Source organism: Exiguobacterium sp. H66, assembly GCF_018618705.1.
Lineage (GTDB): Bacteria > Bacillota > Bacilli > Exiguobacteriales > Exiguobacteriaceae > Exiguobacterium_A > Exiguobacterium_A oxidotolerans.
In genome coordinates this window covers 101,406-125,586 of sequence record NZ_JACSMQ010000008.1, presented here as the reverse complement: position 1 = coordinate 125,586, position 24,181 = coordinate 101,406, and the positions used below count along the sequence as shown (strand labels likewise).

Below are 24,181 nucleotides of genomic sequence, written 5' to 3'. Positions count from 1 at the left end.
CTGTATTTATGCAAATGAATAATAGTTCCTATTTCTTTGGACAATTGAGACATGTTCTGAGTTGAAAAGTGGAAAACACATAATTTACTTATAGACTAATGGTCTTTTAAGAAACCATTAATCACCGAGTCAACGTTTTCTGTATCCATTCCCGAAAACGGGATCCGGTATAGTCCCAGTGACGTGTTTTTGCGAAAAGGTAAGAGGCGTAACGAATCGTATCATACTGTTCTGTATCCCGAATGCATGATCGCATTTCAATGGCTAATGCGCCTGGAGTCTGGAGCGTTGTCATATATCCAGCTAATCCATACTGTACAGCATCTTGAAGACCGGGAGCATGATAGACGATGGATGGCGTCCCGACAGCAGCAGCTTCACTGACTGCCAACCCCCAGCCTTCGCGCTTTGATGGAAATAATAAAGCGGTCGCCCGGCTCATTCGCTCAAGTTTCTCTTCATGACTGACGAAGCCGAAATAGGTAATATCTTGACGCATTTCTTCCGGAAGAAGAGGATTTAGTTGCTCTTCAATGTAGGTCTCATCTTTTTCACCAATCACCCAAAAACGGGCTTCCGGAAACTCCTGTTTGAATATGACGAACGCTTTAATCGCATCGTTGATTCCTTTATAGGCGGACATACGACCAATGTAAAGAAAAGTCGGTTTTTCTTCTTTATTTTTCCAGTCTATCTCTGGCCATGGGGTGAAATTGATTCCTGCCGGTAAAATCGTAATTCGTTTTGGAGCGAATCCGACATCGATTAAATCGTCAGTGGTCGATTTGCTGACAGTCACCGCCAAATCGTTCCGGTAGAGGCGGAGGCGGGGCGTTTCCGTCCGTTCTCCTAACCAGGCATACGGTTGGTTGACGTTGATCTTCCAAATTTCACGTGTTAGTCGATAAATGAATAGGGCACGTTTTTCTCGTGGTACATAAAGCGGAGTGAAAAAGTGATGGGTATTGACTTGATCGACAACGAGATCAATTGTCGATGCATGTATCTGGTAATAGTGAAAAGCATACAGAAGGACCGTTGCGTTTGTTCCGCGTCGGATATAGGTGACACCATCAAGAAATTCAACGTCGTGACCACCATCAAAGCCAGGTGAGATGTGGGTAAGGCGATAATCTTCGGCAACCCGTTTCAATACTTCGTGAATGAAAACTTCAGCACTGCCTGCTTTCGGATGTTTAATATCACGCCAAGACAAAAATAAGAGGTGTGGTTTCATTATCATGTCCTCCCATACGTGTAGTAGGTCCATTCAAAAAGAGGGTCTCTGTTGAAAGGGCGAGTAAGCTACCGCCTCGCTATTTAAAGGGAGGTGAGAGCTGACAACGTCATCTGAAGTCCATTTTCTCACCGCAAGACTCTGCAGTATACTATCAGGGATTTTTCTTTAATACAGTCAGTCTTAATTAGTTATTCGAGGTAGGGATCGCAGATTCCTAGAAGGGTTTCATTTAATTTTAAAAAGCAGGTCCCGGTTAACGAAGGGACCTGCTTTTTAGGATTTAACATGATTCGTTAATTTATCGACGAGTTGTTCGAGCGAATCGGTCATTTGATTGAGTGAATCGGTCATCGTTTCAAATTCGTGTTGGACACCAGCCTGTTCTTCGAGTCCTGCAGCTGTAGATTCGATCCCGCGCCGTACCTCGAGCGAGGCGACACGTGTCGTATCCATGCGTTCACCGATTTCAAGCATTTGCGTACCGACACCTTGGCGTGCTGTTTGAATCGAGCGAATATGCTGTTCGACATCTTGAATCATTCCTGTAATATCAGCGAAGGTCTGACCGACGCGTTTCGTCATCTGACGGTTTTCCGTCAACGTCTCGGCATACGCTCGGGCCGTTGCCTTGATTTGGTTTGTGTCTTCGACAAGAGCCTCTAACACTTCCGTCACTTCATTGGCATAGCTTCGTGACTGGACGGCGAGATGCCCGACTTCGGTCGCAACGACGGCGAAGCCGCGTCCCGCTTCACCGGCGCGCGCAGCTTCAATCGCTGCATTGAGTGCAAGTAAGTTCGTTTGCCCGGCAATTGCTTCAAGACTCGCGAGAATCGTCTGGATTTGATCGGAGCGTCCTGTCATCGTCTTGACGGAATCGTTTAAGCGGTTCGTCGCTTCGACCATTGCTTCGACCCGGCGTTCCATCGACTGCATCTCTTCATTTCCTTCACGTGCGGTGGCTGTCATGTGGACGGCTGTGTCTGCCGTCGTCGCCATCTGTGTTTGAATCGTCGCGATTGCTTGATTGACTTGCTGTAACTGATTCGTTCCATGTTGCATCGATTGATATTGACCGTCGGCAGAGTCGACGATCGGTTCGATGGCAGCAGCAATCTGATCTGTGACGACAACTGAGTTTGCAGCAGCTTGCTTCAAGTGTGTCGTATTCGTTTTTAAATGACCGACCAGTGCTTCGATTTGTTGACTGACGTTCGTGATTAACGTGTTTGCTTCCGTTTCCCTTGCGTGCGCCGCGTGACGTTCACGATTTTGAACGAATACTTGAATGATCAGGGCACTGCTCGTTAAAACTAAGAACACAGCATGAATCAGCAACAAACTAAACGGATACCCGGTCGCTCCGCACAGTAGCGTCGGTGCAAAAAAGAATCCGGCAAAGTGCTGAATCGCAAATAATACCGTGCTGATTAAAATTAAATCGATTCGCCGGAAATAGGCAATCAATGCCAGGACCATGAAAATCGAGAAGTGATATTCGACGAGACCCTCTCCACCGGCGATGATTGACATGCTTGCGAATGTCAGCGTCAGTGTCAAGAGGATGGCGACCTGTTTGCTTTGGGAATTAAGCCGGTACAGGATAACAGCTGCGAAGAGAAAAAAGACAGGAATCAGCGCGACGACCGTCAACGTAGCGAACGACGCGGCTGGTCCTTTTCCCTGTAAAAGGGAGTAGCCTTCTCCAAACGTTGTGAAGCGGTGGAGTCCATGGACGATTAAAGATAAAACGACGATAAGAGACGTGATGCTGAGCATGAGTTGATGACGTTTCATAAAATAAAATTCCTCCGATTTCTAGTTGAAACTAAAACAAAGACAAAGTTCTGTTTTTGTAGGGGTATCAAGACTATCGGTTGCACGCATGTGTTTGTTGACTGGAAAAAAAGTTAGCTGCACATCCATTATTTTTCTAAAAGAACGTAGCATGAATAAATGCCGGAACGGGTATATAAAAAACATCGAAATTAGTAGGAGGAAGACGCATGAAGTGGAAGGGAAGAGAACGAAGCTCAAACGTAGAAGACCGCCGGGGGATGAGCGGGAAAGGAGTCGCCGGAATTGGGGGTGGACTCGGCATCATCATCTTGATCGTCGTGACGTTGATGGGTGGAAATCCGGCTGATTTGCTTGGGGATTTATCCGGTTCAGAGAGCGGTACGAACTCAGGCTATCAAGAAACAGCGAAAGAAAAAGAAGCTGCCGACTTTGTGTCGGTCGTGCTCGCCGATACGGAACGAGTCTGGACGAAGGAATTCAAACAAGACGGGATGACCTACAAAGAACCGACACTCGTCCTTTATACCGATCAAGTCAGTTCTGCGTGTGGACAAGCCGGAAAATCAGTCGGTCCTTTTTATTGTCCGGGTGATCAGAAATTATACATTGATTTAAGTTTTTATGATGAATTACAAACTAAGTACGGGGCGCCTGGCGACTTTGCGATGGCTTACGTCATTGCCCACGAAGTCGGTCATCACGTCCAGACGTTACTCGGGACGTCAGACGAGATCATGCCGCTCCGTCAAAAGATGAGCGAAGAGAAATTCAATAAATACCTCGTCCGGTTCGAACTGCAGGCAGATTATTATGCCGGCGTGTGGGCACATCACGCGCAAGGGGAGAACTTGTTGGAAGAAGGCGACCTTGAAGAAGCGCTTGGTGCTGCAAATGCCGTCGGTGACGATACACTTCAGAAAAAAGGTCAAGGATACGTCGTGCCGGAAAGCTTTACGCACGGGACATCGAAACAACGGAAAAGCTGGTTCCAAAAAGGTTTTGATAACGGAACGATTGAAGGCGGCGACACGTTCGAAGCAGCAAACTTATAAGCGGATGACTTCAAAAAGAGACCGTTCCGAGTGGGGAACGGTCTCTTTGGGTTAGTCGTTGTAATTGTTAAACATCTTCGCATCATCCGGCACATTGGCGAGGTAGACGATTTTTCCGTCTGCATCAAGGCGGGCGATATCCGTTCCGTCTTGTGTGAAGACCGTTCCGTCAGCCCGCTTGCCACAGACTGCCCAGCGTGTCTCGAATGTATCGCCATCTGCTGACGGGAGCCAGGCTTCATACATGTGCTTGATGTCCTGGTTGGCAGTGAAGACCAGGCGGACGAATTTTTTCCAGGCGTCGATGCCATGTTGCTCCTGTCCATTCAGGACGAACGTGATGTCGTCCGAAAAGAGGGAAGAGAGGTCACTAAAAGCCTGTTCATCGGTCCGGGAAGCGTCAATTGAACTACCTCCACCTACGCTACGCTAAGAGGTGGAAGATTCCTGAGTTATCCGACCTATCGGTCGAAACTTTATCAGGCTAACCCCGTCGTCCCGACGGTTGAGAGTTAATCTTGTCAGTTTCTTTTGCGCGGTTGCCTACTTCGCTTGGTTTTCGCTACTTCGGTCATCCGCAAGGTGAACGTTGAAGATTTTACGTGACAGACGAACTCCCTGTCACAACCCTATATCTTCAGTTTTCAAAGAACATGACATTGATTTTATTCCTGATTTTGAGTGTTTTTAAACCAAGAATGTCGTGCAATTGACGTGTCTCAAGACACGTTTTGCCCGAAGGCGATTCATCTCCCACCTGCGCTGGGCTTCGCCCTGAGACGCTTAGAGGTGGGCGTATTCTCGCCTGATTTTGATAAATCAAAGTAGCGGTCAAGTGTAGTCACGCGTAAGTCTCCTTTTAGTTGCGAATCATTTGTTGTTCAATCAAGGCTTGCAATGTCGTTAAGTGGTCAGGGGGACAGTTCCGGTCGATTTCCTGTCGGAGCGACCCGATCGTTTCACGCTTTAAGGTCGATTGCCAAGCGTCTTCCGCTTCCGTCATCAAGTTCGATAAGAGGCGGACGTTCTGTTCTTTGATGCCCATCAAGTCCTCAAAGACACCACTTGAAGCATAAAGAGATTGTTTTCCTTCGATGGCTTCGTAGACGTCAAAGATACGAATCCGATCGGAAGGTTGATTCAGTCGGAAACCGCCTTTGACCCCCGGGACAGACAGAAGGAGGTTAGCACTGACGAGTTTACGTAATAGTTTTTGAAAGTACGTCGGTGACGCGCCGAGCTGCTGACTGATGAACTCACCGGGTAAAAGTCCTTTCTCCGGCAAAAAGGTCAGTAACAGCATCGCGTAGACGGATTGTTCGACTCCGGTCTTCATTTGCATGGTATTCGTCCTTTCTGTATAACGTGGATAATTATTATCTATAATAATGAACGTCAGCAATTTTGTCGAGTAAAACGCTTCTCACAAAACCGTCACACCTTTGGAGCGGCATTCTCATGGCAACTAAACGAAGAATTCGGTATACTGAATGTACGATATGTGAAAATATTCACTAAAAGTCGTTCACAATTTGTGAAGGGGCGTTTTTATATGAATCCACTTAAAGGAATCATCTCGATTCCACGTACGATCATGTTGCAATTGATGCTGGCGGCTGTCCTGATGGGGATTGCGGTCATCGGTCAATCGTACTTGATCGTCATCATCGTCGACCGCATTTTTCTTCAAGGGGACGCCTTTGCGGCAATCGTTCCGCTACTCGGTGTCTTACTGCTCATGCTGATGTTACGGGTCGCTGTTACGTATTGGAACGGGCGGCTCGGGACGGTTCTCGCGGCACGTGTCAAACAAGACATTCGTCAGGCGCTCGTCGCGAAATATACGACGAGTTCCGTCGAAGTGATGTCGCAAGGACAGTCGGGACAAAAGGTCAGTGTATTGCTTGACGCAGTCGATGAGATGGACAGCTATTACAGCCAATACTTGCCGAAAGTCATCCAGACGTCGATCGTTCCCTTGATGGTGCTGATCGCAGCATTCAGTTATGACTGGATTACGGGACTCGTCATGATGATCACGGCACCATTCATTCCCTTGTTCTACATCGTCATCGGAATCATGACACAAAAGCGTGCCGATACGCAGCTCGAGAAGATGACGGCGTTCTCCGGAACCTTCCTCGATACGCTGCAAGGCATCACGACGTTAAAGTTGTTTGGTCGCGCGAAAGCACAGCAGGACGTCATCGAACGGAGCAGTCTCGACTTCCGCGATGCGACCTTGACCGTGCTGAAGCTTGCCTTCTTGTCGTCGTTGATGCTGGAGTTCATCTCGATGCTCAGCATGGGGATGATTGCCCTTGAGGTCAGTCTCCGGTTGATTCTCTTCCAAAGCATCACCTTTGTTCCAGCCTTCTTGATGCTCGTGCTTGCACCGGAGTATTATTTGGCCTTAAAAGAGATGGGGGCAGCGTTCCATACCGGACGGGGCAGTGTTGCGGCGGCGAAACAGATTGCGTCTGAACTGACGCAAGACGACCGGGGCGTAACGTTCGGAACGGTTGAATTAAAGTCCGCGACACCACCGCGGATTGAACTGAAAGACGTGGACTTTACGTATCAGGACGAGCGGTTTGCACTGACCGACGTCACGCTGCGCATCGAACCGTACCAAAAAGTCGCCTTGATCGGACGAAGTGGTGCCGGGAAGTCGACCGTCCTGCAGTTACTCGCGGGACTGGCCGATCCAAAGAACGGCGAAGTGCTCCTGAATGGTCAGCCACGCGCACAAATCACGGAAACGAGCTGGTTCGGACAGCTCAGCTATATCTCGCAGCATCCTTACCTGTATGCGGGGACACTCGCCGACAACATCGCCATTGGTGAATTACGGGAGGCGACGCGGACAGACATCGAGCGTGCGGCGGCTGCCGCAGGACTCGGGGAACTGATTGCGAGTTTACCGGACGGGCTCGACACCGGAATCGGTGAAGGGGGGCGCAGTCTATCGGGTGGCGAAAAACAACGGGTCGCACTCGCCCGTGCCTTCTTGAAACGGCCGAACGTCATCCTGTTCGATGAACCGACGACGGGACTCGACGTTAAGACGGAACACCTGTTACAGCAGGCAATCCAGGAACTCGGACGGACGGCGACCGTCATCACGGTCGCACACCGTCTGCATACGATCGAACAGTCGGACAACATCGTCATTTTAGAGGCTGGCCGGATCGTCGACCAAGGCACACATGAGGCGTTACTCGCACGGGATTCGGAATACGCACGGATGCGTGCCGTCCAACGAGGGGAGGAAACACGATGAAGGAATTGATGGGTATTTTTCGATTGATGCTGCACCAGAAACGGGATATCGTCCTCTCGATTGTCTTTGGTGTTCTTGCCGGCGTCACGGCGGTGGGTCTGTTTGCAGCAAGCGGCTTCCTGATTTCGAAGGCGGCACTGTTGCCACCGATTCAAACACTCGCTGTACTGATTGCCTTACAAAAAATATCAAGCCTGACGCGTGCCGTCAGTCGGTATGCGGAGCGTTATTACTCGCACCGGGCAACGTTTACGATTTTGAGTGATTTACGGACGACGTTTTACAAACGACTCGAACCGATTGCGCCGGGCATCTTCGCGAAGTACCGGAGCGGTGACTTGCTCGCGCGGATCGTCGGCGATGTCGAGAGTCTGCAGAACACGTTTTTACGTGTCGTCTATCCGCCGATCATTCTCGTCCTCGTCTTTCTGTGTACGATCTTTTTTGTCAGCTTCTTCTCACTCAGCGTCGCGCTCGTCCTCGTGTTCGGACTGCTCTTGACGGGATTCATCATCCCGGGCTGGTTCGCTTACCGGGAACAGCGTTTCGCACGGACCGTTCGCGCGCGGCGCGGGGAACTCTCGACGGAAGTGACAGAGTTGTTCCAAGGCTACCGTGACTTAAAAATCTATCAGCAACTCGGGAACAAAGAGACGGAACTGAACGAAGTCGCAGCCCGCTATGTTGCAGAAGAACGGCGAAACGGACTACATGCCGTCTCGAACCTGGCGCTCAATACACTGGCGACATTAGTCATCTCATGGCTCGTCCTCGGACTGGGCGCTTACCTCGTCGCGGATGGTCAACTCGATGGTGTGTTCCTTGCGTTGCTCGTCATGACATCACTGACGGTATTCGAAAATGCGGCACCGATGGCGATTTTACCCGGCTTCTTCGAAGATAGCCGCCATGCTGCACGGCGGCTCGATGACGTCGTAACGGACGAAGTCATGCCGACATATCCTCCGTTTGAACTGGACGCTGCCCCGACGCTTACGGCAACGGACGTCACGTTTTCATTTCCGGGTGAAGTCCGGCCCGTCCTCCGTAACGTCAGCGTGACATTCCCTCGTGGCTCAAAGACGGCGATCGTCGGCGCGAGTGGCTCCGGAAAATCGACCTTGCTCCAACTGTTGCTCCGGATGTATCCGGTAGACGGAATCACGATTGCTGGTGTCCGCGGAGCGGAAATCGATCCGGAAGCCTTGTGGCGACAAACGAATGTCGTCCTGCAACAGAATCATTTCTTTTACGGAACGATTCGTGAAAACTTGCAGCTCGCAAATGAGGAAGCGACGGATGAAGCGATGGAATTGGCGTTGCGGCAGGTTGATTTGACGTTTAGTCTGGCTGACAAGGTGCTCGAGAAAGGGGAAAATCTATCGGGAGGCGAAAAACAACGCCTCGCGATTGCTCGGATTTTCTTACGCGAAGCACCGCTCTACTTGCTGGATGAACCGACATCGTCCGTCGATGCCTTGACGGAACAGATGATTTTACGTCAACTGTTCGCACGTGCGACAGACGCAACCGTGTTACTCGTCAGCCATCGTCTCGCGGGTCTTGAACAGATGGATCAAATCGTCGTCATGGAACAGGGACAAGTCATCGAAGTCGGAACATATGATGAGTTGATGAACCGACAAGGTGCCTTCTACGCATTAAAACAAGTCGAACAATCCGTCTTTACGCCGGATCAAATCGCACGTTAAACAAACAGGATCCACTTGTGCCACGAACGGCGCCAGCGGATCCTGTTTTTTCGTCTGGTTTAACGGGGTACGTTGAGCCACCAGTGATGGAGGAGCAGGAACGAACTGCTGACGAGGAGGATGGCACAAGTAAAGATAAAAAAAGTCGCGCCATTAAAAATCTGATCATTCATATGGATGTCGAAGACGGATGTGATCGAGCGAATGTATTCTAAATCATGTGTCATCCCTTCTCGGTGCATCAAGTGATCAATCAAGTCAGCCCGGTACGTCCGGTAGTGATGGATTTGATAGATTGAACCGAACAGTACGGAACTCCCGCTGAGCAGCAGCAAAATCGTCAATCCGGGTGGACGGACTTGAAGACGGTGCAGGAAACGGATGACGGAACGGACGCTGGTGACGAATAAGAAGATTAACAGCATTGCCAATAAAATGGCCGGATTGCCGTTACCGGAACTGACTTCAGGTGAAACGGACATCGCATGACCGAAACCAAAAAGACCGGCTTCGACGCACAGGAGACCGACAGCAATCACCCCATCATTTCGTTTTGAATCCATTCTGCACCTCCAGAGGATATGTGATGGATTCAGTGTACAAAAGAATCGTCAGTGCCAGGTGACCGTTTTCCTACAGAATGGAAATGGAATTTTAATGGACCTTATAATGTATCGATGGTAAAGTAAGGAAAATTAAAAAGGGGGAGTTCAATGGATATCCGTCACGAAACAATCGCGGTCGGGGAGCAGCTGGTTTCATATACGCATTATTATTCCGAGTCATCACAGGTCTGTTTTTTGTTGTCAGGTGCAAGTTATGTCTACAACCATCCATACTTTTACTATAGTCGAATGATGTTGCTGAATCATGATGTCAATATCATTGAGATTCACTATATGTCGGACGACATCTATGCGTTGCCGGACGAGGAAGCGGACGACGAAATCCTTCGCCGGATCGAGGCCGTCATCGCGAAAGTCTTACAAGAAAAAACCTATCTGACGCACCAGTTCATCGCGAAATCCCTTGGAACGGGTCCGCTCGTCACGTTAATGCAACGACCGGTTTTTTCGGAAGCGACAGTCATTTTACTGACGCCGCTTTTGACCGTACCTTTCATCGCGGAAGGAATTGCGGCAAGCCGGCAACGGGGATTACTCGTCATCGGTGATACGGACCGTTTTTATGAAACGTCGGCACTCGAACGGTGCCGGGCCAGTCACTTAACGGTCGAGCTGATTCCTGGAGCGAATCATTCGTTAGATATCGGTTTTCAAGTCGATCAGTCGCTTTCGACGGTTGCGCATGTGACGAAACGGATTGAAGAAACACTCTTTCCCGTGACGGTAATTCGTTGAACGGTGTTGTCTATCGTTTCTAGGCGAAGTGAGTGACTGACAAACGTGTCTTCCTTCTCGTGCTTTCCTCGGGCGAGGCGCAAGCCGTTGCTACCTGGTTCTAACGAACCAAGTAGCAGGGTCTTGCCTGCCTCTGACAGCGCAAAAATCGTGCGCTTTTCCCCGTAGGAGTCACGAAAAGTGAAACGTTTGTCCGAAAGTTACTTCATTACAGTCAAAAAAGAACGTCCTCGAAAAAACGAGAACGTTCTTTTTTCTGTTCAATACGGACGTAATAACGCACGGACCGGACTGCCGTCACCATCGACGAGCGGGAGCGGGACCGCGTTCAGGTGATAGTCCCCAGGTGCAATTTTATCGAGGACAAGTCCTTCTAAAATATGCACACCATGTGTCGCAAGTGCATGGTGGGCAGCCATTTCCTTACTGTCGATCGCATCGACGGACGGAAGATCGAGACCGATCAGCTCGACGCCAAGAGCACCGAGTCGCTCGGCGAGACTGGGCGTCAGGACGGGAATCGACTCAGGGAAAACCGATTTATCGACCCAGCCGTCCGTCTTGATGATGAGACGGCGGACATCGGTCAAATCGAATCCGTCGAGGTCACTTGCGACGAGTTCTGTCCGACCGGGTAAGTAGATAACCCGTGCATGACCAATATATAGATCGGGGTCGAGTTCGATGACTTTTTTGCCTGCATCGTCAAAGTGGAACGGCGCATCGATATGTGTGCCGGTATGTAAGCTCATCGTGACCTTACCGACGTTGACGGATCCTGTGTCAGCCTTACTCCAACTGATCGTATAGTCGAACTTCGTATCTCCCGGCCATGTCGTCACGGACGAGGACAGCGGTTGTGAAACATCAATCCAGCGGTTCATCAGGAATTCCCCCTCATAATTTTGTACGGACGGACCAGAGTTCCGGGAAGAACCGGTGGTCAAGGACACGCCGGAGATAACTGACGCCGGACGAGCCGCCCGTACCCGGTTTTTGTCCGATGATCCGTTCGACCGTACTCATGTGATTAAAGCGCCACATTTGTTGTTGGCTGCCGATATCGAGTAACTTCTCACCGAGTTCGTACAGGTCCCAGTATTGTGCGACGTCACGGTAAATTTCCCCCCAGGCTGCTTCGACACTTGCGTCAGCTTCCCAGTCCTGTGTGACATCGCGTTCAAGGATTGCAGAATCAATCGCGAGACCGCGTCGTGCCATCGCGCGGACGGTCTCATCGTAGATGCTGGGTGTTTTTAAATCAGTGTTCAGCTGGGCGAATAATTCTGTTTCATGTTCGTAAACACGCAGCATCTGCGCGTTTTTAAAGCCGAGTGCAAATTCGATTTGCCGGTTTTGATAGGACTGGAAACCGGACGAGTGCCCGAGGGAATCCCGGAACTCGAGGTACTCTGCCGGTGTCAACGTCGAGAGGACGGACCAGGACTGAATCAATTGTTGCTGAATCTTTGAGACACGGGCGAGCATCTTGAATGAACGTTCAAGCTGATCGTCCGCAATTGCCTTTGTCGCAGCCGTCATCTCATGCAAAATCAACTTCATCCAAAGCTCGCTTGTCTGGTGGATGATGATGAACAGCATTTCATCATGATGATCCGATAAGCGGTGTTGGCTGCTGAGTAGTGGATCAAGCTGTAAATAATCCCCGTACGACATGTCTTTCTTGAAATCCGTTTGAATCGTCGACTCGATTCCATTGTGACCGGTCTGTTCCATTCCAATCGATCCCCTTTACGTTAAAGTGATTGTGAACGTTTCTGTTGATCTGCTTGCGGTGGATGATTTCGTTTCCAAAACGCGTAGGCAATCGTCAAGAAAATCAACCATGGGATTCCGAACTTCAGGACAATCTGGAAGTCCGTGAACCATGTCGTGATGACGAGCGCGACTAACAAGATCGCGCCGAGCGCCGTCAAATACGGATACCCCATCATCCGGACAGGTAGTTTCCGCCCTCCGTCCCGTTCCCAGGCTTTGCGGAAGTAGAGGTGGGAAATGAAAATCATGAACCAGGTGAAAATCGCACCGAACATCGAAATCCCCATCATGAACGGGTAGGAGACGCTCGATTGGCTGCTGATGACGGCAGCAAGGAAAATACCGAGTGTCGAGATTCCGAGTGCGAACAGCGGAACACCTTTTGCGTTCAGACGACTGAAAATCCGCGGGGCGTAGGTCGCTTTCGAGAGCGAGTACATCATCCGCGTCGAGGCGTACAGTTGACTGTTCATCGCTGACAAGGCAGCTGTCAGGATGATGAAGTTCATGATGCCGCCTGCATACGGAATCGACAGGAGCTCCATCACTTTGACGAATGGACTTTGATCAATCCCACCGGCCTGTTGCCACGGGACGATCATCAACATGACGGCGATCGTCAGAACATAAAACGTCGAGAGACGGAAGACCGTCGCTTTTAATGCTTTCGGCACGGCAACGTCCGGGTCCTTTGCTTCACCCGCCGTGACCGCGATTAATTCTGTTCCGATAAAACTAAAGAGCGAGATAAAGACGGCGACCCACAGACCGGAAATTCCGAACGGCATGAATCCGCCATCATTCGTGAAGTTTTGCGGGCCGATTTCCGGTGCCGGACTACCGATGATCAAGTACGCACCAAGAACGATGAACATGAGAATGGCACTGATCTTGATGACGGAGAACCAGTATTCAAACGTCGCAAACGTATGGACCGTCGTAGCATTGATATAAATGAGTGCACCGGCAAACAATAAAATCCATAAGTACCCGGGAACGTCCGGGAACCAGTACTTCATATAAATTGCAATCGCACTGACCTCGACCCCGATGGCGAGAACGTTCGCGACCCAGTACGAATAGCGGACGAGAAAGCCGGCATAGGGACTGATATAGCGTTCGGCAATCGTTCCGAACGCACCGGAAGTCGGATGGGCGACCGTCATTTCGGCGAGGCAGCCCATCAGTAATAAGACGATGAAGGCGCCGATCGCATAACTGATCAGCACGCTCGGTCCGGCGAGACTGATTGCGAGACCACTTCCGAGAAATAGTCCCGTCCCGATGGCAGACCCCATCGCAATCATCGTCAGTTGACGCGTTTTTAAGTCACGTCGTAGTTCAGTAGGGTGTTCTTTCATGATGACCTCCTTACGCGACGACTTCGCGTTCATTTGCGAATTGCGCGTATTCCTTCTCTTCCATAATGGTCTTCAGTGTCGCAACGACGTCGTAGACATCGCTAAACGTATTGTACAATGCGACCGGTGCGAGGCGAACGATGTTCGGTGCACGGAAGTCGGGAATGATGTGATGGGCTTTTAACGCTTTACAGATCCGCGCCGCTTCCGGATGTTCGAGGCTCAAGTGTGCACCCCGCTGCTTGTGATCGCGAGGACTTCCGATGAAGAAGCCGTAAGGCGCAAGTTCTTCATCGACCAGGCGCATCATATAATCCGTCAAGGCGAGCGATTTTTCCCGGACGGCACCGATTCCGACTTCTGCGAACAGTTCGAGGGCACCGATTTGCGGCGCAAGACTTAAGACATGTGGTGTTCCGATCTGGAAGGCACCCGCATCTTCTGCCGGTGTCAATGTGTGATCCATGTCGAATTGTTTGTCCTTGCGCGAACCGAACCACCCGGTTAGACCGGGGAGTGTCCCGAAGTGCCGCTCATGGACGAATAGACCACCGACGGTTCCCGGTCCACCATTTAAATGTTTATAGTTGCACCAGTACGCAAAGTCGACGCCCCAGTCGTGAAACGCATGGGGGACGGCACCGACGGAGTGACAGCCGTCAAAACCGATCAGGATTCCCCGGTCATGGGCGGCCTTCGTCAAGCGCTCCATGTCGAGGACTTGCCCGCTCCGGTATAAAACGGTCGGGAGGACGATCAAGGCGATGTCATCTGTCATTGCAGCAATTAAATCCTCTTCGTCAAGGAAACGTCCGTCACGACTCTCGACTTGGACAAGGTGCTCGGCTGGGTCGAGTCCACGTAAGCGAAGCTGGCTTTGCAGTCCATAAATGTCTGACGGGAACGTCAGACTGTCCGCTAAAATTTTCGTCCGTTGTCCGCTCGGCGCAAAGAACGTCGAGACGAGTTGATGCAGGTTGACGGTCGTCGAGCCGGTCACCATGACTTCGTTTGCCCGCCCGCCGACGAGGGGGGCGTTTAAGGCAGCGAGTTTTTCCGACAATTCGAACCAAGGATGGCGTCCTTGCATCCAGCCGTCAATCCCGAGTTCGCGCCAATCGGCAAGCGACTCAAGCAATGTCTGTTCGGCACGTTTGGATAAGAGACCAAGCGAGTTGCCATCCATATAAATCGACCCTTCACGGAGATAAAATTCATTACGGTACGGTGCAAGTTGGTCTTGCTGATCCATGCGGACTGCATCTTCACGGTTTGCGGTAAGTGTCATCTCGGTTCCTCCTCGAACTGAATCCTCAATCAATTTTGACAAAAGCGTAGCAAACAAATTGACACTGTGTCAATATTATCGAATAACGAATCAAAAGGAGTGGTGTGAGAATGAAGGAACCAGGACAGGCGAAAGTCGACAAACGTCATCTACGGACGGTGCGAACACGTGAAAAGCTGCTAGTAGCAGCACGTGACGTCTTTTTATCGCAAGACTTTCAAACGGCAACCATCTCACAAATCATCAAACAAGCAGGTGTCGGTTACGGAACGGCATACGTTCATTTTGAAGGGAAGGATGAATTGTTGATCGTCCTGATGGAAGACGTCATGGACCGGTTTTACAAAATTGCCGAGCAAGTGTTTGAGCCGCGTTCGCGTGCGGACGCAAAACAGCAGATTTTGGAACAGGCGACGGCCTTTCTTCGATTAGCGGATGAGGAGCGGGCGATGCTTCGGATCGTCGAGCAAGCGATTGGCGTATCGTACGTCGTCCGGACGAAGTGGAAACAAATTCGGGAACGGTTCATTGAACAAATCAGCCAAGACATTTTATATGCCCAGCAGCAAGGGCTTGCCCGGATGGATCTTGATCCGAAACTCGTCGCACGCGGATGGTTTTTCGCAAATGAAATGTATTTGTTTGAAGTCGTCCGGTCAGAAACGACGGCGACGATCGATGAGATTGCGCGGACGCTGACGGAAGTGTATGCACATGGATTGTATCGAGAAGATTAAGTGAAGGCATGGCGGGGAATTGTCCTGTAATTAACTAAAGGGATGTGGGAACCGTGGCATTTGATTATGAGATCGATTTCGAGACGACGGACTTTCGGAAGGAACCGGAAAAATACCGCGTCGGACGGGGGGAGCAAGGTGTCCTGCTTGTCGAACCGTATAAAGGTGAAATCCTGCCGCACTGGCGGTTCAAGACACCGGAGATTGCAAAGGAGTCCTCTGAAAAAATCTATGAAATGTACTTAGCCTATAAAGCGGCGGGTGATTTCGTCGGGATGGATATGGCACGGAAGTTCATTCAGATGGGACACACGCGTGCCCGCCGTTATGCGAATTATCCGGGAGGGCGGAAATATAAGGATAAAGAAAAAGGCGAGTTGAACGAACGGGACATTGACCCGGAAAAAGCAAAATCCGCTGAAATCTTTCAAGAGAAGTGGGACTTGATCCGGGCCGATGAAGACTACCTGAAGTTAAAAAAAGCCCATCAAAAGGCATATGGATAAAGGAAAAGAGCGACGAAGTATCGAGAAGCATCTCATTAAAAATTCAAGTAGGCTGTCAGTCTTTTTAGATATCGTACGATAAACAAAGAGTAGGACGGTCTCCGCTGTATATCCGGAGTCGTCCTACTCTTTTTTAGTGGGTGAAACTTAAGACGTACGTTCGATTTTTTCAATCAACCGGGACTGGCGGCGTTGCCATACGACAGAGCCGACTAACGTCACGGCGAGGAAGACAAGTCCCAGCATGAATGGATATAAGATATTGACGTCATACAGCAGACCGGCGAGTGTTGGTCCGAGGACGTTTCCGATGCTCATATAGGCATTGTTCATCCCCATCGCAAAGCCTTGTTCGTTCCCGGCGAGTTTTGAAATCATCGTGTTCAAGACAGGTCGTAAAATCGACGTCGCGAGGAAGATGACCAGCGTGACGGCAAAGAAGCCGCCGTAACTCGAGGCGAAGAGTGAGACGAGAAACCCGAGTGTCGCAATCAATAAAAAGATATTTAATACTTTACCTTCACCAAGACTCCGTGTGATCTTGTCGACGATAAAGATTTGAGCAATGACACTGATGATACCGGTCGATGTCACCATGACGGCGATATCTTTCGGTGAAGCACCGAATTGGTTATCAATGAAGAGACCGAGGACGGATTCGTACGCCATCAGACCAAAACTCATGACCAGTGTAATGACGAGCGGGACGAAGTATGGTTTTTGGAACGACGCACCGATTTTACTGAGCATCGATCCTTCGTCCGGTGCCATCGCTGTTGCATCATGGACATCACTTTCTTTGAGCAACAAGATGCTGAACAAGACGGCGAGTCCCGAGACGAGAGCTGAGACGAGTAGCGGCAACTTTAAGTCATATTCGGCGAGGAACCCACCGATTCCCGGTCCGATGACGATTCCAAGCGACATCGCGGCCGAGACATAACTGTTTCCTTTCGCCCGTTGATCCATCGTCGTGATATCGGCGACGTAAGCAAAGATTGCCGGAATCAGTAAGGCAGCACCGATACCACCGATTGCACGGGACAGATAAAGAATTGCGACCGAGTTCGAGAAGTAAAAGACGAACATCGACAGTGTCAGACCAATCAGTCCATAGATGATCATCTTGCGACGGCCGTATTGATCGGCCCATTTTCCGGCAACTGGAGACATGATGAGCTGGGCGCCGGCAAAGATGGCAATCATCAGCCCGGCAGCCGTTCCACCTTGTCCGATGGAGGCAAGATAAGCAGGCAGAATCGGAATGATGATCCCGAAGCTCCCGACGGCGATGAACATGTTGATCATCAAGACCGTTAATTTTTTACGTTGATCCGCTTGCAAGGGGACCCCTTCTTTCTGCGCGCTTATGTAAGCGATTATTGTGTCATCCTTATCATCTTAGTTTCAAGAGAAAGACTGTGTCAATTTAGAGTGCTGAAAAGACCGGATTGATTTTGAAATGGATACGGAAAAAGGGATTGCCATCTGAAAATCAATGGACAATCCCTTCAGCGTGTAAACAAACTCTTGTGAAGCATGAATATGCGATATCGAGATGCAATCAGTTCGCGCTTCCCTGTCTCGCCTCGTCTTCAAAGCGGCTCGAGACGGATTGCACTCTAAAGCGTCTGCATGTCCGGCTTTCCGTCACGGTGTTACCTAAAAAGCGTCACGTTTCGTTGACTCCTAGGGGGAAAAGTACGTTTTCAACGCACTTTCAGAGGCAGGCAAGACCCTGCTCGTTGTCCGTTAGGACCAAGGAGCAACGGCTTGCGCCTCGCCCGAGGAAAGCAACGAAAAAAGACGCTTGACCTCCCGATAGCACGTTGTCTACAGTCTGAAGGGATTGCCATCTGAAAATCGATGGACAATCCCTTTTTGGATGTTTTAGATGAAGTCACCTGCTTCTACACGTATCAGGTAAAGCATCAGCTTGTTTTCTTGAACAACCAATTCACATTCGGCGATAACAACGGTCGCAAAATCCGGACGATCGGGCGACTCGACAGGACAAAGACAAGAACTGTCGCGAGCAAAAGTCCTAAGCCGATTAACAGGAACGGTGATTCTGCGATAGCCGGTGGTAAGGAATCCCGGAAGAGACGGACGATGAACGAATGGAGTAAGTAAATCGCTAACGTCTGAATCCCGATTTCGTCAAACCGTTCACCGAAAGATCGTCTTGGGACAATCAGGAGGACGGAGAAAATCATGACCGTACTGACTGCATAAAGGAACAGTTGCGTCGCCGCTCCCTTAAGGAGAGATACTTCAAATTCACCGTACGTATCCCGGTAAAAGAGCCATGCCGTATCAAAACCGTTTTTTGTCCAGAGACCCATAAAAATCGCAATCGTCAGTGAAACGACGAGACCGACAAGTCGTCCGGCAGGCCCCGTCAACCGATCGCGGAAACCGTCATTCGCTAACCATCCGCGTTCTTTGACAAGATAGCCCATCAAGAAGAACGGATAAAAGCTAATCACCTTTTGGAGCGACAGGAAGTTTGTGATCGCACCCGGGTCTGCATTGATTAAAAGCGCAACAGCGACACTGATTAAGAGCGGGAACCGTAAAATCAGAAACCCGGGCGTGACGATTTGCCAGATGATGATGCCGAGCAAGTACCACAATGTCCAGCTTGGGACGAGCGGATGAAGTAATCCGTCAATCAGTCCTTCGAGCGTCTTATCGTTCGCATAAGCCAGGTAGACTTCATGAATCGACTGCCAAATGAAATACAAGACAACAAACGAAATGATTCGTTTTGGTCGGACTTGTTTGAAGAAGTATCCGCTCATGAAGATGAAGGCCGGCATGTGCAACAAGTAGATGACATTGTAAGCGATTTGGACCGAATCATTGCCGTCAAGATTACGGAACGTCTCGATCAAGTGACCGAAGACGACGGTGAAAATCAACAAGACTTTGTAATTCCCGAGCCAGTGATCGTAAGCCGGCACGGGAATCGGCTTTGGAGCAACCGTCATTTGTTCTCTCCAAGAATGATTTGATCGACGAACCGGGCACTTGATTTCCCATCCTGATGCTCGAAGAAGTACTCAGCGAACGCTTTGACGTTGTCCATTTCAAAGTCTTCATTTTTAATCCGTTCAATCAATTCATCCGAATTTTTGACGATTGGTCCGGGCACGAATTCTTCAAAGTCATAATAGAAATCGCGTTTAGAGATGTAGTCGTCTAAGTCATAAGCAAAGAACAACATTGGTCGGTTCAAGAGTGAAAATTCGAAACACGTCGAAGAATAATCCGTAATCAAAATGTCTGAGACGAACAACAACTCATTGATTTCACGGTGATCCGTCAAATCGATGAAGAAATCAGCGTACAGTTCTGGAATTTCCATCCGACGACGAACGAATGGGTGCATTTTTAAGACGAAGACATACTCTTCGTGGAACGCTTCGTACAAAGCATCTAAATCAAGTTGGTCGAAGTCGTAATAAGCACTTTTCGCACCATTACCGCGGAAGGTCGGCGCGAACATGATGACTTTTTTCGTTTTGAATGTTGGATATTCTTCATAAATCCGTTCTTTCGCAGCAGCGATGTAGTCTTGGTCGAAGAACATGTCCGTCCGTGGGATACCGGTCGCGACGACTTGATCTTCGCGGAGACCGAATCCTTCAGCGTAGTGGCGCGCGACATTATGTGAACTGACGATTGCTTTCGTATAGTTCCGGTGACTGAGCGAGTTGGCGCTTGGACCACCCGGTTTACCGAGACGGCTGTAACCGAACGTCTTGAATGCTCCGACAGCATGCCATACCTGGACAAGATCCGTTCCTTTACGGATTTTGAGTGGATAGATCATCGGATAGAAATCATCGACGAGAATCGTTTTGGCTGTCGCCAGGTGATACGGCAATGTGAATTTATCACGCCAGTCGCGTCGGGATTGAAGATTCGGTTTGAAGAATGTCTTAACGTCGAGGTTCAAATCGCGTCGCTCGATTTCGTCGAGAATGTAGGCGAAGTTTCCGCTGACATCACTCCGTGAGTCGGAAGCGAGCAAGACTTTGTCTTCCGCGATCGGCTGCGTCCATTTCGTGACGTTGTAGATGGCTTTAAACGTAAACCGACGGAATTTAAAGGCGCGTTTGCGGAAATCCTTTTTATATTTGTTGTACCGGTCAATCATCCGGATGAAACGTTTTGACTCCCCGCGTTTTAGGGAATGGAAGCTTAAGGTGTTGCTATACTCAGAATGTTGGACGACGAGTTCATATTCGAGTTTCAATAACAGATTGCTATGTTTCGTATCGACACGGTAAATGACCGGAATCAGTGCACGTGTGTCGCCGAATGGGGCTTCGTGTAAAATCGAGTTGCCCTGGACGATTGCGAAGAAGGCATCAAAATAGCCCATTGGTAAAGGACGTCCCGTCGGTGTGATGTGATTGAGGTTCAATGAGCCGGTAAAGGTCTCTTCTGTCCAGTCCCCTTCAAATGGGAAGCGGAGTATGAACGTCCGTTTATTCCGTTTATTGCGGAAGACGATGGCACGTTCAAGCGGAATGGGTGCTTCTGGTGCTTCCGATTGAATGTAGTCATCTTCTCGTTCTGTTTCCTGTCCTTCTTGTGCTGTCGGGTTTTCGAAAAGTAATTGTTCTGCTTGCAAGAATTCAGTTAATCCAAACAAGCGTGCCTCAAAGCGGAATGTCGTACCGGCAAGCTCTAAATAGTCGACTTTCGCTTGTAAAGTCGGCATCAGTGTTTCTTCTGTCAAAACAATCTCTCCTCACGTAAATGATTACAATGTATTTACACAAAAGTAATAGGTTTTTAAAATCACCAGGAACATAGTATAGTTGTATTAGAAATCACCAATCATTATATCGTGACAAAGCAAAAAAAATAGTGCTTTGTATATTTTTTTTGTTTTTTTCGTCAAGTGTGATCCGATTATCCGACTCTATTCGAAGATATACCCACATCGCTGGTAGGTGGAAACCAAAAAAGATTTTTGATAAGGGAGGGAAGCAGGTTGTTTCATGACAGCGCCGTCACGCGACGGATGAGACATCTGCGATACAAGATGATTTATGCAGCAATTTTAGCTGGGGGAAAAGGAACACGCATGGGGAACGTCGATCGTCCAAAACAATTTCTTTCAATTGGGGAACGTCCGATTCTCGTCCATACGGTCGAAAAATTCTTACTGAACGATGATTTTGACCGTGTCATCATCGTCACACCAACAGCGTGGATTAACTATACACGCGATATCTTAGAAAAATACATCGGACAAGATGAGCGCATCGTCATCACGGCTGGCGGAAATGACCGGAACGAATCCATCATGGCGGCGATCAACTGGATCGACGAAAAGAATGGCATCACAGATGAAGATATTATCGTAACGCACGATGCGGTCCGTCCATTCCTGACACACCGGATCATTAAAGAAAATATCTCGACAGCACTGGAGTATGGTGCATGTGATACTGTCATTTCAGCCATCGATACAATCGTTGCATCGACAGACGGAAAAACGATCACAGACATTCCGGTCCGTGACCAGATGTATCAAGGGCAAACACCACAAAGCTTCCAAATCACGAAGCTGAAATCACATTATGAAGCCTTGTCTGCTGAAGAGCGTGCCATTTTAACGGATGCGTGTAAGATTCTATTGCTCAAAGGTGAAGATGTCGCACTCGTCACAGGAGAACTCTTCAACATCAAAGTCACGACACCTTATGATTTACGTATTGCTAACGCAATCCTGAAGGAGCGGATTAACCAATGATTAACCAAGTCTATCAACTCGTTGCACCTCGTCAAATCGAGGTGACGTATGATGAGCGGTCGTTAAAATCTGATCGCGTCGTCGTCCGGCCGACTTACTTGTCAATCTGTCACGCGGATCAACGTTACTTTACAGGAAGCCGTAGTGCAGAAGTACTCGCGAAAAAATTACCGATGGCGATGATTCACGAAGGAATCGGAAAAGTCGTTCATGACCCGTCAGGAACATTCGCAAAAGGGACGCTCGTTGCGATGGTACCGAATACGCCGTCTGAGACGGATGACATCATCGGCGAAAACTACTTGCGGACAAGTCGTTTCCGTTCAAGCGGTTATGATGGCTACATGCAAGATTATGTTTTCATTCAAGCCGATCGTCTCGTCGAAGTACCGGCAGATCTTAACCCGGAAGTCGCAGCCTTTACAGAACTCGTCAGTGTCGCTGTACACGCCGTGACACGTTTCGACCAAATCGCACATGCGCGTCGGGAAACGTTCGGAATTTGGGGTGACGGAAACCTTGGTTTCATCACAGCACTGTTGTTACGTAAACTGTATCCGGAAGCGAAATTACTCGTCTTCGGAAAAACACAATCGAAGCTCGATTACTTCTCGTTCGCGGATGAGACGTATCATATCGACCAAATTCCAGAAGGCGTTGCCTTCAATCACGGGTTTGAGTGTGTAGGCGGCATCGGCAGTCAATATGCAATCAATCAAATGATTGACTATATCATTCCAGAAGGGACGATGGCATTGCTCGGTGTATCTGAGGAGCCTGTTTCTGTCAATACACGGATGATTCTCGAAAAAGGATTACGTGTCTATGGTTCGAGTCGCAGTACACCAACGGACTTCGCTCGGACGATGGAACTGTATCAAACGTACCCGGATATTCCAGAATACTTGTCGAACTTAGTCGCAGGTGTATTCCAAATTCGTCAAATCGAGGACATCCATCAAGCGTTCGAAAGCGATTTAACGAACCGTTTCGGAAAAACCGTCATGGAATGGTGCATGTAAAAATTAGTAGGTGCAACAGAAGGGATCACTCATGAAACAAAAAATACGTTTAATTCAGCGGCGGACGGTTCATTATTTACTGGTCATGACGTATTGGCTTGCGAGACGCTTGCCGATTGACAAGCAAAAAGTCGTGTTTGCGACATATCGTTCAGACAAGCTCGTTGATAACTTCCGTGCCGTTTATGACGAACTTGAGAGCCGCGATCTTGGATTCAGCTATGTGTTCCTGTTAAAGCGGTTCCCACAAGGTCTTTTCGGTCAGATTAAATACGTCTTCCACATGATGCGGGCGACGTATGAACTCGCGACTGCCCGCTATTTCATCATCGATGACTACTATTATCCGGTCTATGTCTCGTCACTGCGTCAAGGGACTGAGGTCATTCAACTGTGGCATGCATGTGGCGCCTTTAAAAAGTTCGGTTACAGTGTGCTCGATAAATCCTATTCACCGGACGATGATTACTTGAAGATGGTTCAAATTCACCGAAACTACTCGAAAGTCTATGTCTCGGGAACAGCCTGTATCGAACCGTATGCTGAAGCATTCGGGATGGACGCGGCCCGTGTTCATCCACTCGGTGTCCCACGAACGGATCAACTCTTGAATCCGGCGCGACAAGCACATGTCGAACAAAAACTGTATGCTGACCATCCGGAGTGGCGTTCGAAGAAAATCATTCTTCTTGCTCCGACTTTCCGGGGCAACGGTCAGACGACGGCACATTATGATGAGGAACTCGATTTCGAACAGTTCCGCCAAGAACTCGGGAGCGAGTATATTTTATTGTTACGGATGCATCCGTTCGTGCTTAATCGTCCTGTCGTCCCGGCTGAATTTTCGGACCAAATCATTGATATGACGGATTATCCGGATATCAATGATTTGATGCAGATTTCAGACATTTTGGTCACGGATTATTCGTCCGTCATCTTTGAGTTCGCTTTACTCAAAAAACCAATCATCTTCCTCGTGAATGATTTGACATCCTATAAGGAAGAACGTGATTTTTACTTCCCGTATGAATCGTTTGTCCCGGGGCCGATTGTTTCCTCGTTCAACGAAGTCATCGCTTGGGTGAAACAAGGGCAGTTCGAATCAGAGAAGATTGAGGAATTCGCCCGTCAATTCTTCACGTATCAAGATGGGCAAGCGACAAAACGCATCGTGGATCATCTGTTAGATCATGTGCAGTCGCCTGCAGTGTCACCTGAAAAAACGACAATCGTGTAAATACGATCATCTTGAAGGACATCACAC

21 protein-coding genes are annotated in these 24,181 nt (G+C 49.2%); 9 read left to right on the top strand and 12 right to left on the bottom strand.

Features of this window, described 5'->3' with window-relative positions:
- Positions 1 to 121: 121 nt before the first annotated feature.
- Both KNP88_RS13050 and KNP88_RS13045 read right to left on the bottom strand, forming a co-directional pair.
- Positions 122 to 1,237, bottom strand: a complete 1,116-nt coding sequence (locus KNP88_RS13050) for a glycosyltransferase family 4 protein (protein WP_214767635.1) — start codon at positions 1,235 to 1,237, stop codon at positions 122 to 124.
- Positions 1,238 to 1,513: 276 nt separating this feature from the next.
- Positions 1,514 to 3,037: a methyl-accepting chemotaxis protein gene (locus tag KNP88_RS13045; RefSeq protein ID WP_214894119.1), complete on the bottom strand. Its 1,524-nt coding sequence runs from the start codon at positions 3,035 to 3,037 to the stop codon at positions 1,514 to 1,516.
- 209 nt (positions 3,038 to 3,246) lie between these two features.
- On the opposite strand from KNP88_RS13045, the gene ypfJ reads away from it, so the two are divergent.
- Complete coding sequence (gene ypfJ / locus KNP88_RS13040; RefSeq protein WP_214894117.1) at positions 3,247 to 4,092, top strand: KPN_02809 family neutral zinc metallopeptidase; 846 nt, start codon at positions 3,247 to 3,249, stop codon at positions 4,090 to 4,092.
- Positions 4,093 to 4,143: 51 nt separating this feature from the next.
- On the opposite strand, the gene KNP88_RS13035 is transcribed toward ypfJ, so the two are convergent.
- On the bottom strand, positions 4,144 to 4,422 hold the full coding sequence (locus tag KNP88_RS13035; RefSeq protein WP_483297883.1) for a nuclear transport factor 2 family protein: 279 nt from the start codon (positions 4,420 to 4,422) through the stop codon (positions 4,144 to 4,146).
- A gap of 529 nt (positions 4,423 to 4,951) precedes the next feature.
- A complete protein-coding gene (locus KNP88_RS13030) occupies positions 4,952 to 5,434 on the bottom strand; it encodes an Rrf2 family transcriptional regulator (RefSeq protein ID WP_214894115.1) in 483 nt (160 codons plus the stop codon).
- Between the two features lie 210 nt (positions 5,435 to 5,644).
- On the opposite strand from KNP88_RS13030, the gene cydD reads away from it, so the two are divergent.
- Positions 5,645 to 7,375, top strand: a complete 1,731-nt coding sequence (cydD, locus tag KNP88_RS13025) for a thiol reductant ABC exporter subunit CydD (protein WP_214894113.1) — start codon at positions 5,645 to 5,647, stop codon at positions 7,373 to 7,375.
- Positions 7,372 to 9,087, top strand: coding sequence for a thiol reductant ABC exporter subunit CydC (cydC, locus tag KNP88_RS13020; RefSeq protein ID WP_214894111.1), 1,716 nt, complete (start codon positions 7,372 to 7,374; stop codon positions 9,085 to 9,087). Before cydD ends, cydC begins: the two co-directional genes overlap by 4 nt.
- Positions 9,088 to 9,146: 59 nt before the next feature.
- On the opposite strand, the gene KNP88_RS13015 is transcribed toward cydC, so the two are convergent.
- The gene (locus KNP88_RS13015) at positions 9,147 to 9,650 is read right to left on the bottom strand and encodes a hypothetical protein (RefSeq protein ID WP_214894109.1); all 504 of its coding nucleotides are present in this window, start codon (positions 9,648 to 9,650) and stop codon (positions 9,147 to 9,149) included.
- A gap of 150 nt (positions 9,651 to 9,800) precedes the next feature.
- On the opposite strand from KNP88_RS13015, the gene KNP88_RS13010 reads away from it, so the two are divergent.
- A complete protein-coding gene (locus KNP88_RS13010) occupies positions 9,801 to 10,448 on the top strand; it encodes a cyclase (RefSeq protein WP_214894107.1) in 648 nt (215 codons plus the stop codon).
- A 260-nt stretch (positions 10,449 to 10,708) separates the two neighbouring features.
- Here KNP88_RS13010 and kynB read toward each other — a convergent pair whose 3' ends face one another.
- Genes kynB through kynU form a run of 4 tightly spaced genes read right to left on the bottom strand, consistent with a single transcriptional unit; the run spans position 10,709 to position 14,876 of the window.
- Positions 10,709 to 11,332: an arylformamidase gene (kynB, locus tag KNP88_RS13005; protein ID WP_214894105.1), complete on the bottom strand. Its 624-nt coding sequence runs from the start codon at positions 11,330 to 11,332 to the stop codon at positions 10,709 to 10,711.
- Positions 11,333 to 11,345: 13 nt separating this feature from the next.
- A complete protein-coding gene (kynA, locus tag KNP88_RS13000) occupies positions 11,346 to 12,185 on the bottom strand; it encodes a tryptophan 2,3-dioxygenase (RefSeq protein ID WP_214802771.1) in 840 nt (279 codons plus the stop codon).
- Positions 12,186 to 12,205: 20 nt separating this feature from the next.
- Complete coding sequence (locus KNP88_RS12995; protein WP_214770570.1) at positions 12,206 to 13,588, bottom strand: amino acid permease; 1,383 nt, start codon at positions 13,586 to 13,588, stop codon at positions 12,206 to 12,208.
- Positions 13,589 to 13,598: 10 nt separating this feature from the next.
- Positions 13,599 to 14,876: a kynureninase gene (gene kynU, locus KNP88_RS12990; protein WP_214894103.1), complete on the bottom strand. Its 1,278-nt coding sequence runs from the start codon at positions 14,874 to 14,876 to the stop codon at positions 13,599 to 13,601.
- 110 nt (positions 14,877 to 14,986) lie between these two features.
- Here kynU and KNP88_RS12985 point away from each other — a divergent pair, with 110 nt between their 5' ends.
- On the top strand, positions 14,987 to 15,613 hold the full coding sequence (locus KNP88_RS12985) for a TetR/AcrR family transcriptional regulator (RefSeq protein ID WP_088836052.1): 627 nt from the start codon (positions 14,987 to 14,989) through the stop codon (positions 15,611 to 15,613).
- A 53-nt stretch (positions 15,614 to 15,666) separates the two neighbouring features.
- Positions 15,667 to 16,119 (top strand): DUF4385 domain-containing protein, encoded by a 453-nt coding sequence (locus KNP88_RS12980; RefSeq protein ID WP_088836053.1) that lies wholly within the window; start codon positions 15,667 to 15,669, stop codon positions 16,117 to 16,119.
- A gap of 147 nt (positions 16,120 to 16,266) precedes the next feature.
- Here the strand turns inward: KNP88_RS12980 and KNP88_RS12975 are convergent, their stop codons facing one another.
- The 3 genes from KNP88_RS12975 to KNP88_RS12965 form a co-directional block, all read right to left on the bottom strand.
- Positions 16,267 to 17,463 (bottom strand): MFS transporter, encoded by a 1,197-nt coding sequence (locus KNP88_RS12975; RefSeq protein ID WP_214894101.1) that lies wholly within the window; start codon positions 17,461 to 17,463, stop codon positions 16,267 to 16,269.
- 587 nt (positions 17,464 to 18,050) lie between these two features.
- Entirely contained in the window at positions 18,051 to 19,112 is a 1,062-nt protein-coding gene (locus KNP88_RS12970; protein WP_214894099.1) for an acyltransferase family protein, read from the bottom strand.
- Positions 19,109 to 20,872 carry a CDP-glycerol glycerophosphotransferase family protein gene (locus KNP88_RS12965; RefSeq protein ID WP_251137231.1) on the bottom strand — a complete coding sequence of 588 codons (1,764 nt, stop codon included), beginning with the start codon at positions 20,870 to 20,872 and terminating at the stop codon, positions 19,109 to 19,111. The genes KNP88_RS12970 and KNP88_RS12965 overlap by 4 nt, the downstream gene beginning before the upstream one ends.
- 309 nt (positions 20,873 to 21,181) lie before the next feature.
- Here KNP88_RS12965 and KNP88_RS12960 point away from each other — a divergent pair, with 309 nt between their 5' ends.
- From KNP88_RS12960 to KNP88_RS12950, 3 genes are read left to right on the top strand one after another with little or no spacing between them, the layout of a single operon-like run.
- Positions 21,182 to 21,895 (top strand): IspD/TarI family cytidylyltransferase, encoded by a 714-nt coding sequence (locus tag KNP88_RS12960; RefSeq protein ID WP_029332336.1) that lies wholly within the window; start codon positions 21,182 to 21,184, stop codon positions 21,893 to 21,895.
- Positions 21,892 to 22,917, top strand: a complete 1,026-nt coding sequence (locus KNP88_RS12955; RefSeq protein WP_029332337.1) for a ribitol-5-phosphate dehydrogenase — start codon at positions 21,892 to 21,894, stop codon at positions 22,915 to 22,917. Before KNP88_RS12960 ends, KNP88_RS12955 begins: the two co-directional genes overlap by 4 nt.
- A 31-nt stretch (positions 22,918 to 22,948) precedes the next feature.
- Positions 22,949 to 24,154: a CDP-glycerol glycerophosphotransferase family protein gene (locus KNP88_RS12950; RefSeq protein WP_214805681.1), complete on the top strand. Its 1,206-nt coding sequence runs from the start codon at positions 22,949 to 22,951 to the stop codon at positions 24,152 to 24,154.
- Positions 24,155 to 24,181 lie beyond the last annotated feature (27 nt).

What these genes read in the sequence shown, in the direction of transcription:
- ypfJ (WP_214894117.1), top strand. Translation starts at nt 3,247, where the DNA reads ATGAAGTGGAAGGGAAGAGAACGAAGCTCAAACGTAGAAGACCGCCGG.
- KNP88_RS13045 (WP_214894119.1), bottom strand. Translation starts at nt 3,037, where the DNA reads ATGAAACGTCATCAACTCATGCTCAGCATCACGTCTCTTATCGTCGTT.
- KNP88_RS12960 (WP_029332336.1), top strand. Translation starts at nt 21,182, where the DNA reads ATGATTTATGCAGCAATTTTAGCTGGGGGAAAAGGAACACGCATGGGG.
- KNP88_RS13010 (WP_214894107.1), top strand. Translation starts at nt 9,801, where the DNA reads ATGGATATCCGTCACGAAACAATCGCGGTCGGGGAGCAGCTGGTTTCA.
- KNP88_RS13015 (WP_214894109.1), bottom strand. Translation starts at nt 9,650, where the DNA reads ATGGATTCAAAACGAAATGATGGGGTGATTGCTGTCGGTCTCCTGTGC.
- KNP88_RS12950 (WP_214805681.1), top strand. Translation starts at nt 22,949, where the DNA reads ATGAAACAAAAAATACGTTTAATTCAGCGGCGGACGGTTCATTATTTA.
- KNP88_RS12985 (WP_088836052.1), top strand. Translation starts at nt 14,987, where the DNA reads ATGAAGGAACCAGGACAGGCGAAAGTCGACAAACGTCATCTACGGACG.
- KNP88_RS13050 (WP_214767635.1), bottom strand. Translation starts at nt 1,237, where the DNA reads ATGAAACCACACCTCTTATTTTTGTCTTGGCGTGATATTAAACATCCG.
- cydD (WP_214894113.1), top strand. Translation starts at nt 5,645, where the DNA reads ATGAATCCACTTAAAGGAATCATCTCGATTCCACGTACGATCATGTTG.
- KNP88_RS12970 (WP_214894099.1), bottom strand. Translation starts at nt 19,112, where the DNA reads ATGACGGTTGCTCCAAAGCCGATTCCCGTGCCGGCTTACGATCACTGG.
- cydC (WP_214894111.1), top strand. Translation starts at nt 7,372, where the DNA reads ATGAAGGAATTGATGGGTATTTTTCGATTGATGCTGCACCAGAAACGG.
- kynA (WP_214802771.1), bottom strand. Translation starts at nt 12,185, where the DNA reads ATGGAACAGACCGGTCACAATGGAATCGAGTCGACGATTCAAACGGAT.
- KNP88_RS12955 (WP_029332337.1), top strand. Translation starts at nt 21,892, where the DNA reads ATGATTAACCAAGTCTATCAACTCGTTGCACCTCGTCAAATCGAGGTG.
- kynU (WP_214894103.1), bottom strand. Translation starts at nt 14,876, where the DNA reads ATGACACTTACCGCAAACCGTGAAGATGCAGTCCGCATGGATCAGCAA.
- KNP88_RS13030 (WP_214894115.1), bottom strand. Translation starts at nt 5,434, where the DNA reads ATGCAAATGAAGACCGGAGTCGAACAATCCGTCTACGCGATGCTGTTA.
- KNP88_RS12995 (WP_214770570.1), bottom strand. Translation starts at nt 13,588, where the DNA reads ATGAAAGAACACCCTACTGAACTACGACGTGACTTAAAAACGCGTCAA.
- kynB (WP_214894105.1), bottom strand. Translation starts at nt 11,332, where the DNA reads ATGAACCGCTGGATTGATGTTTCACAACCGCTGTCCTCGTCCGTGACG.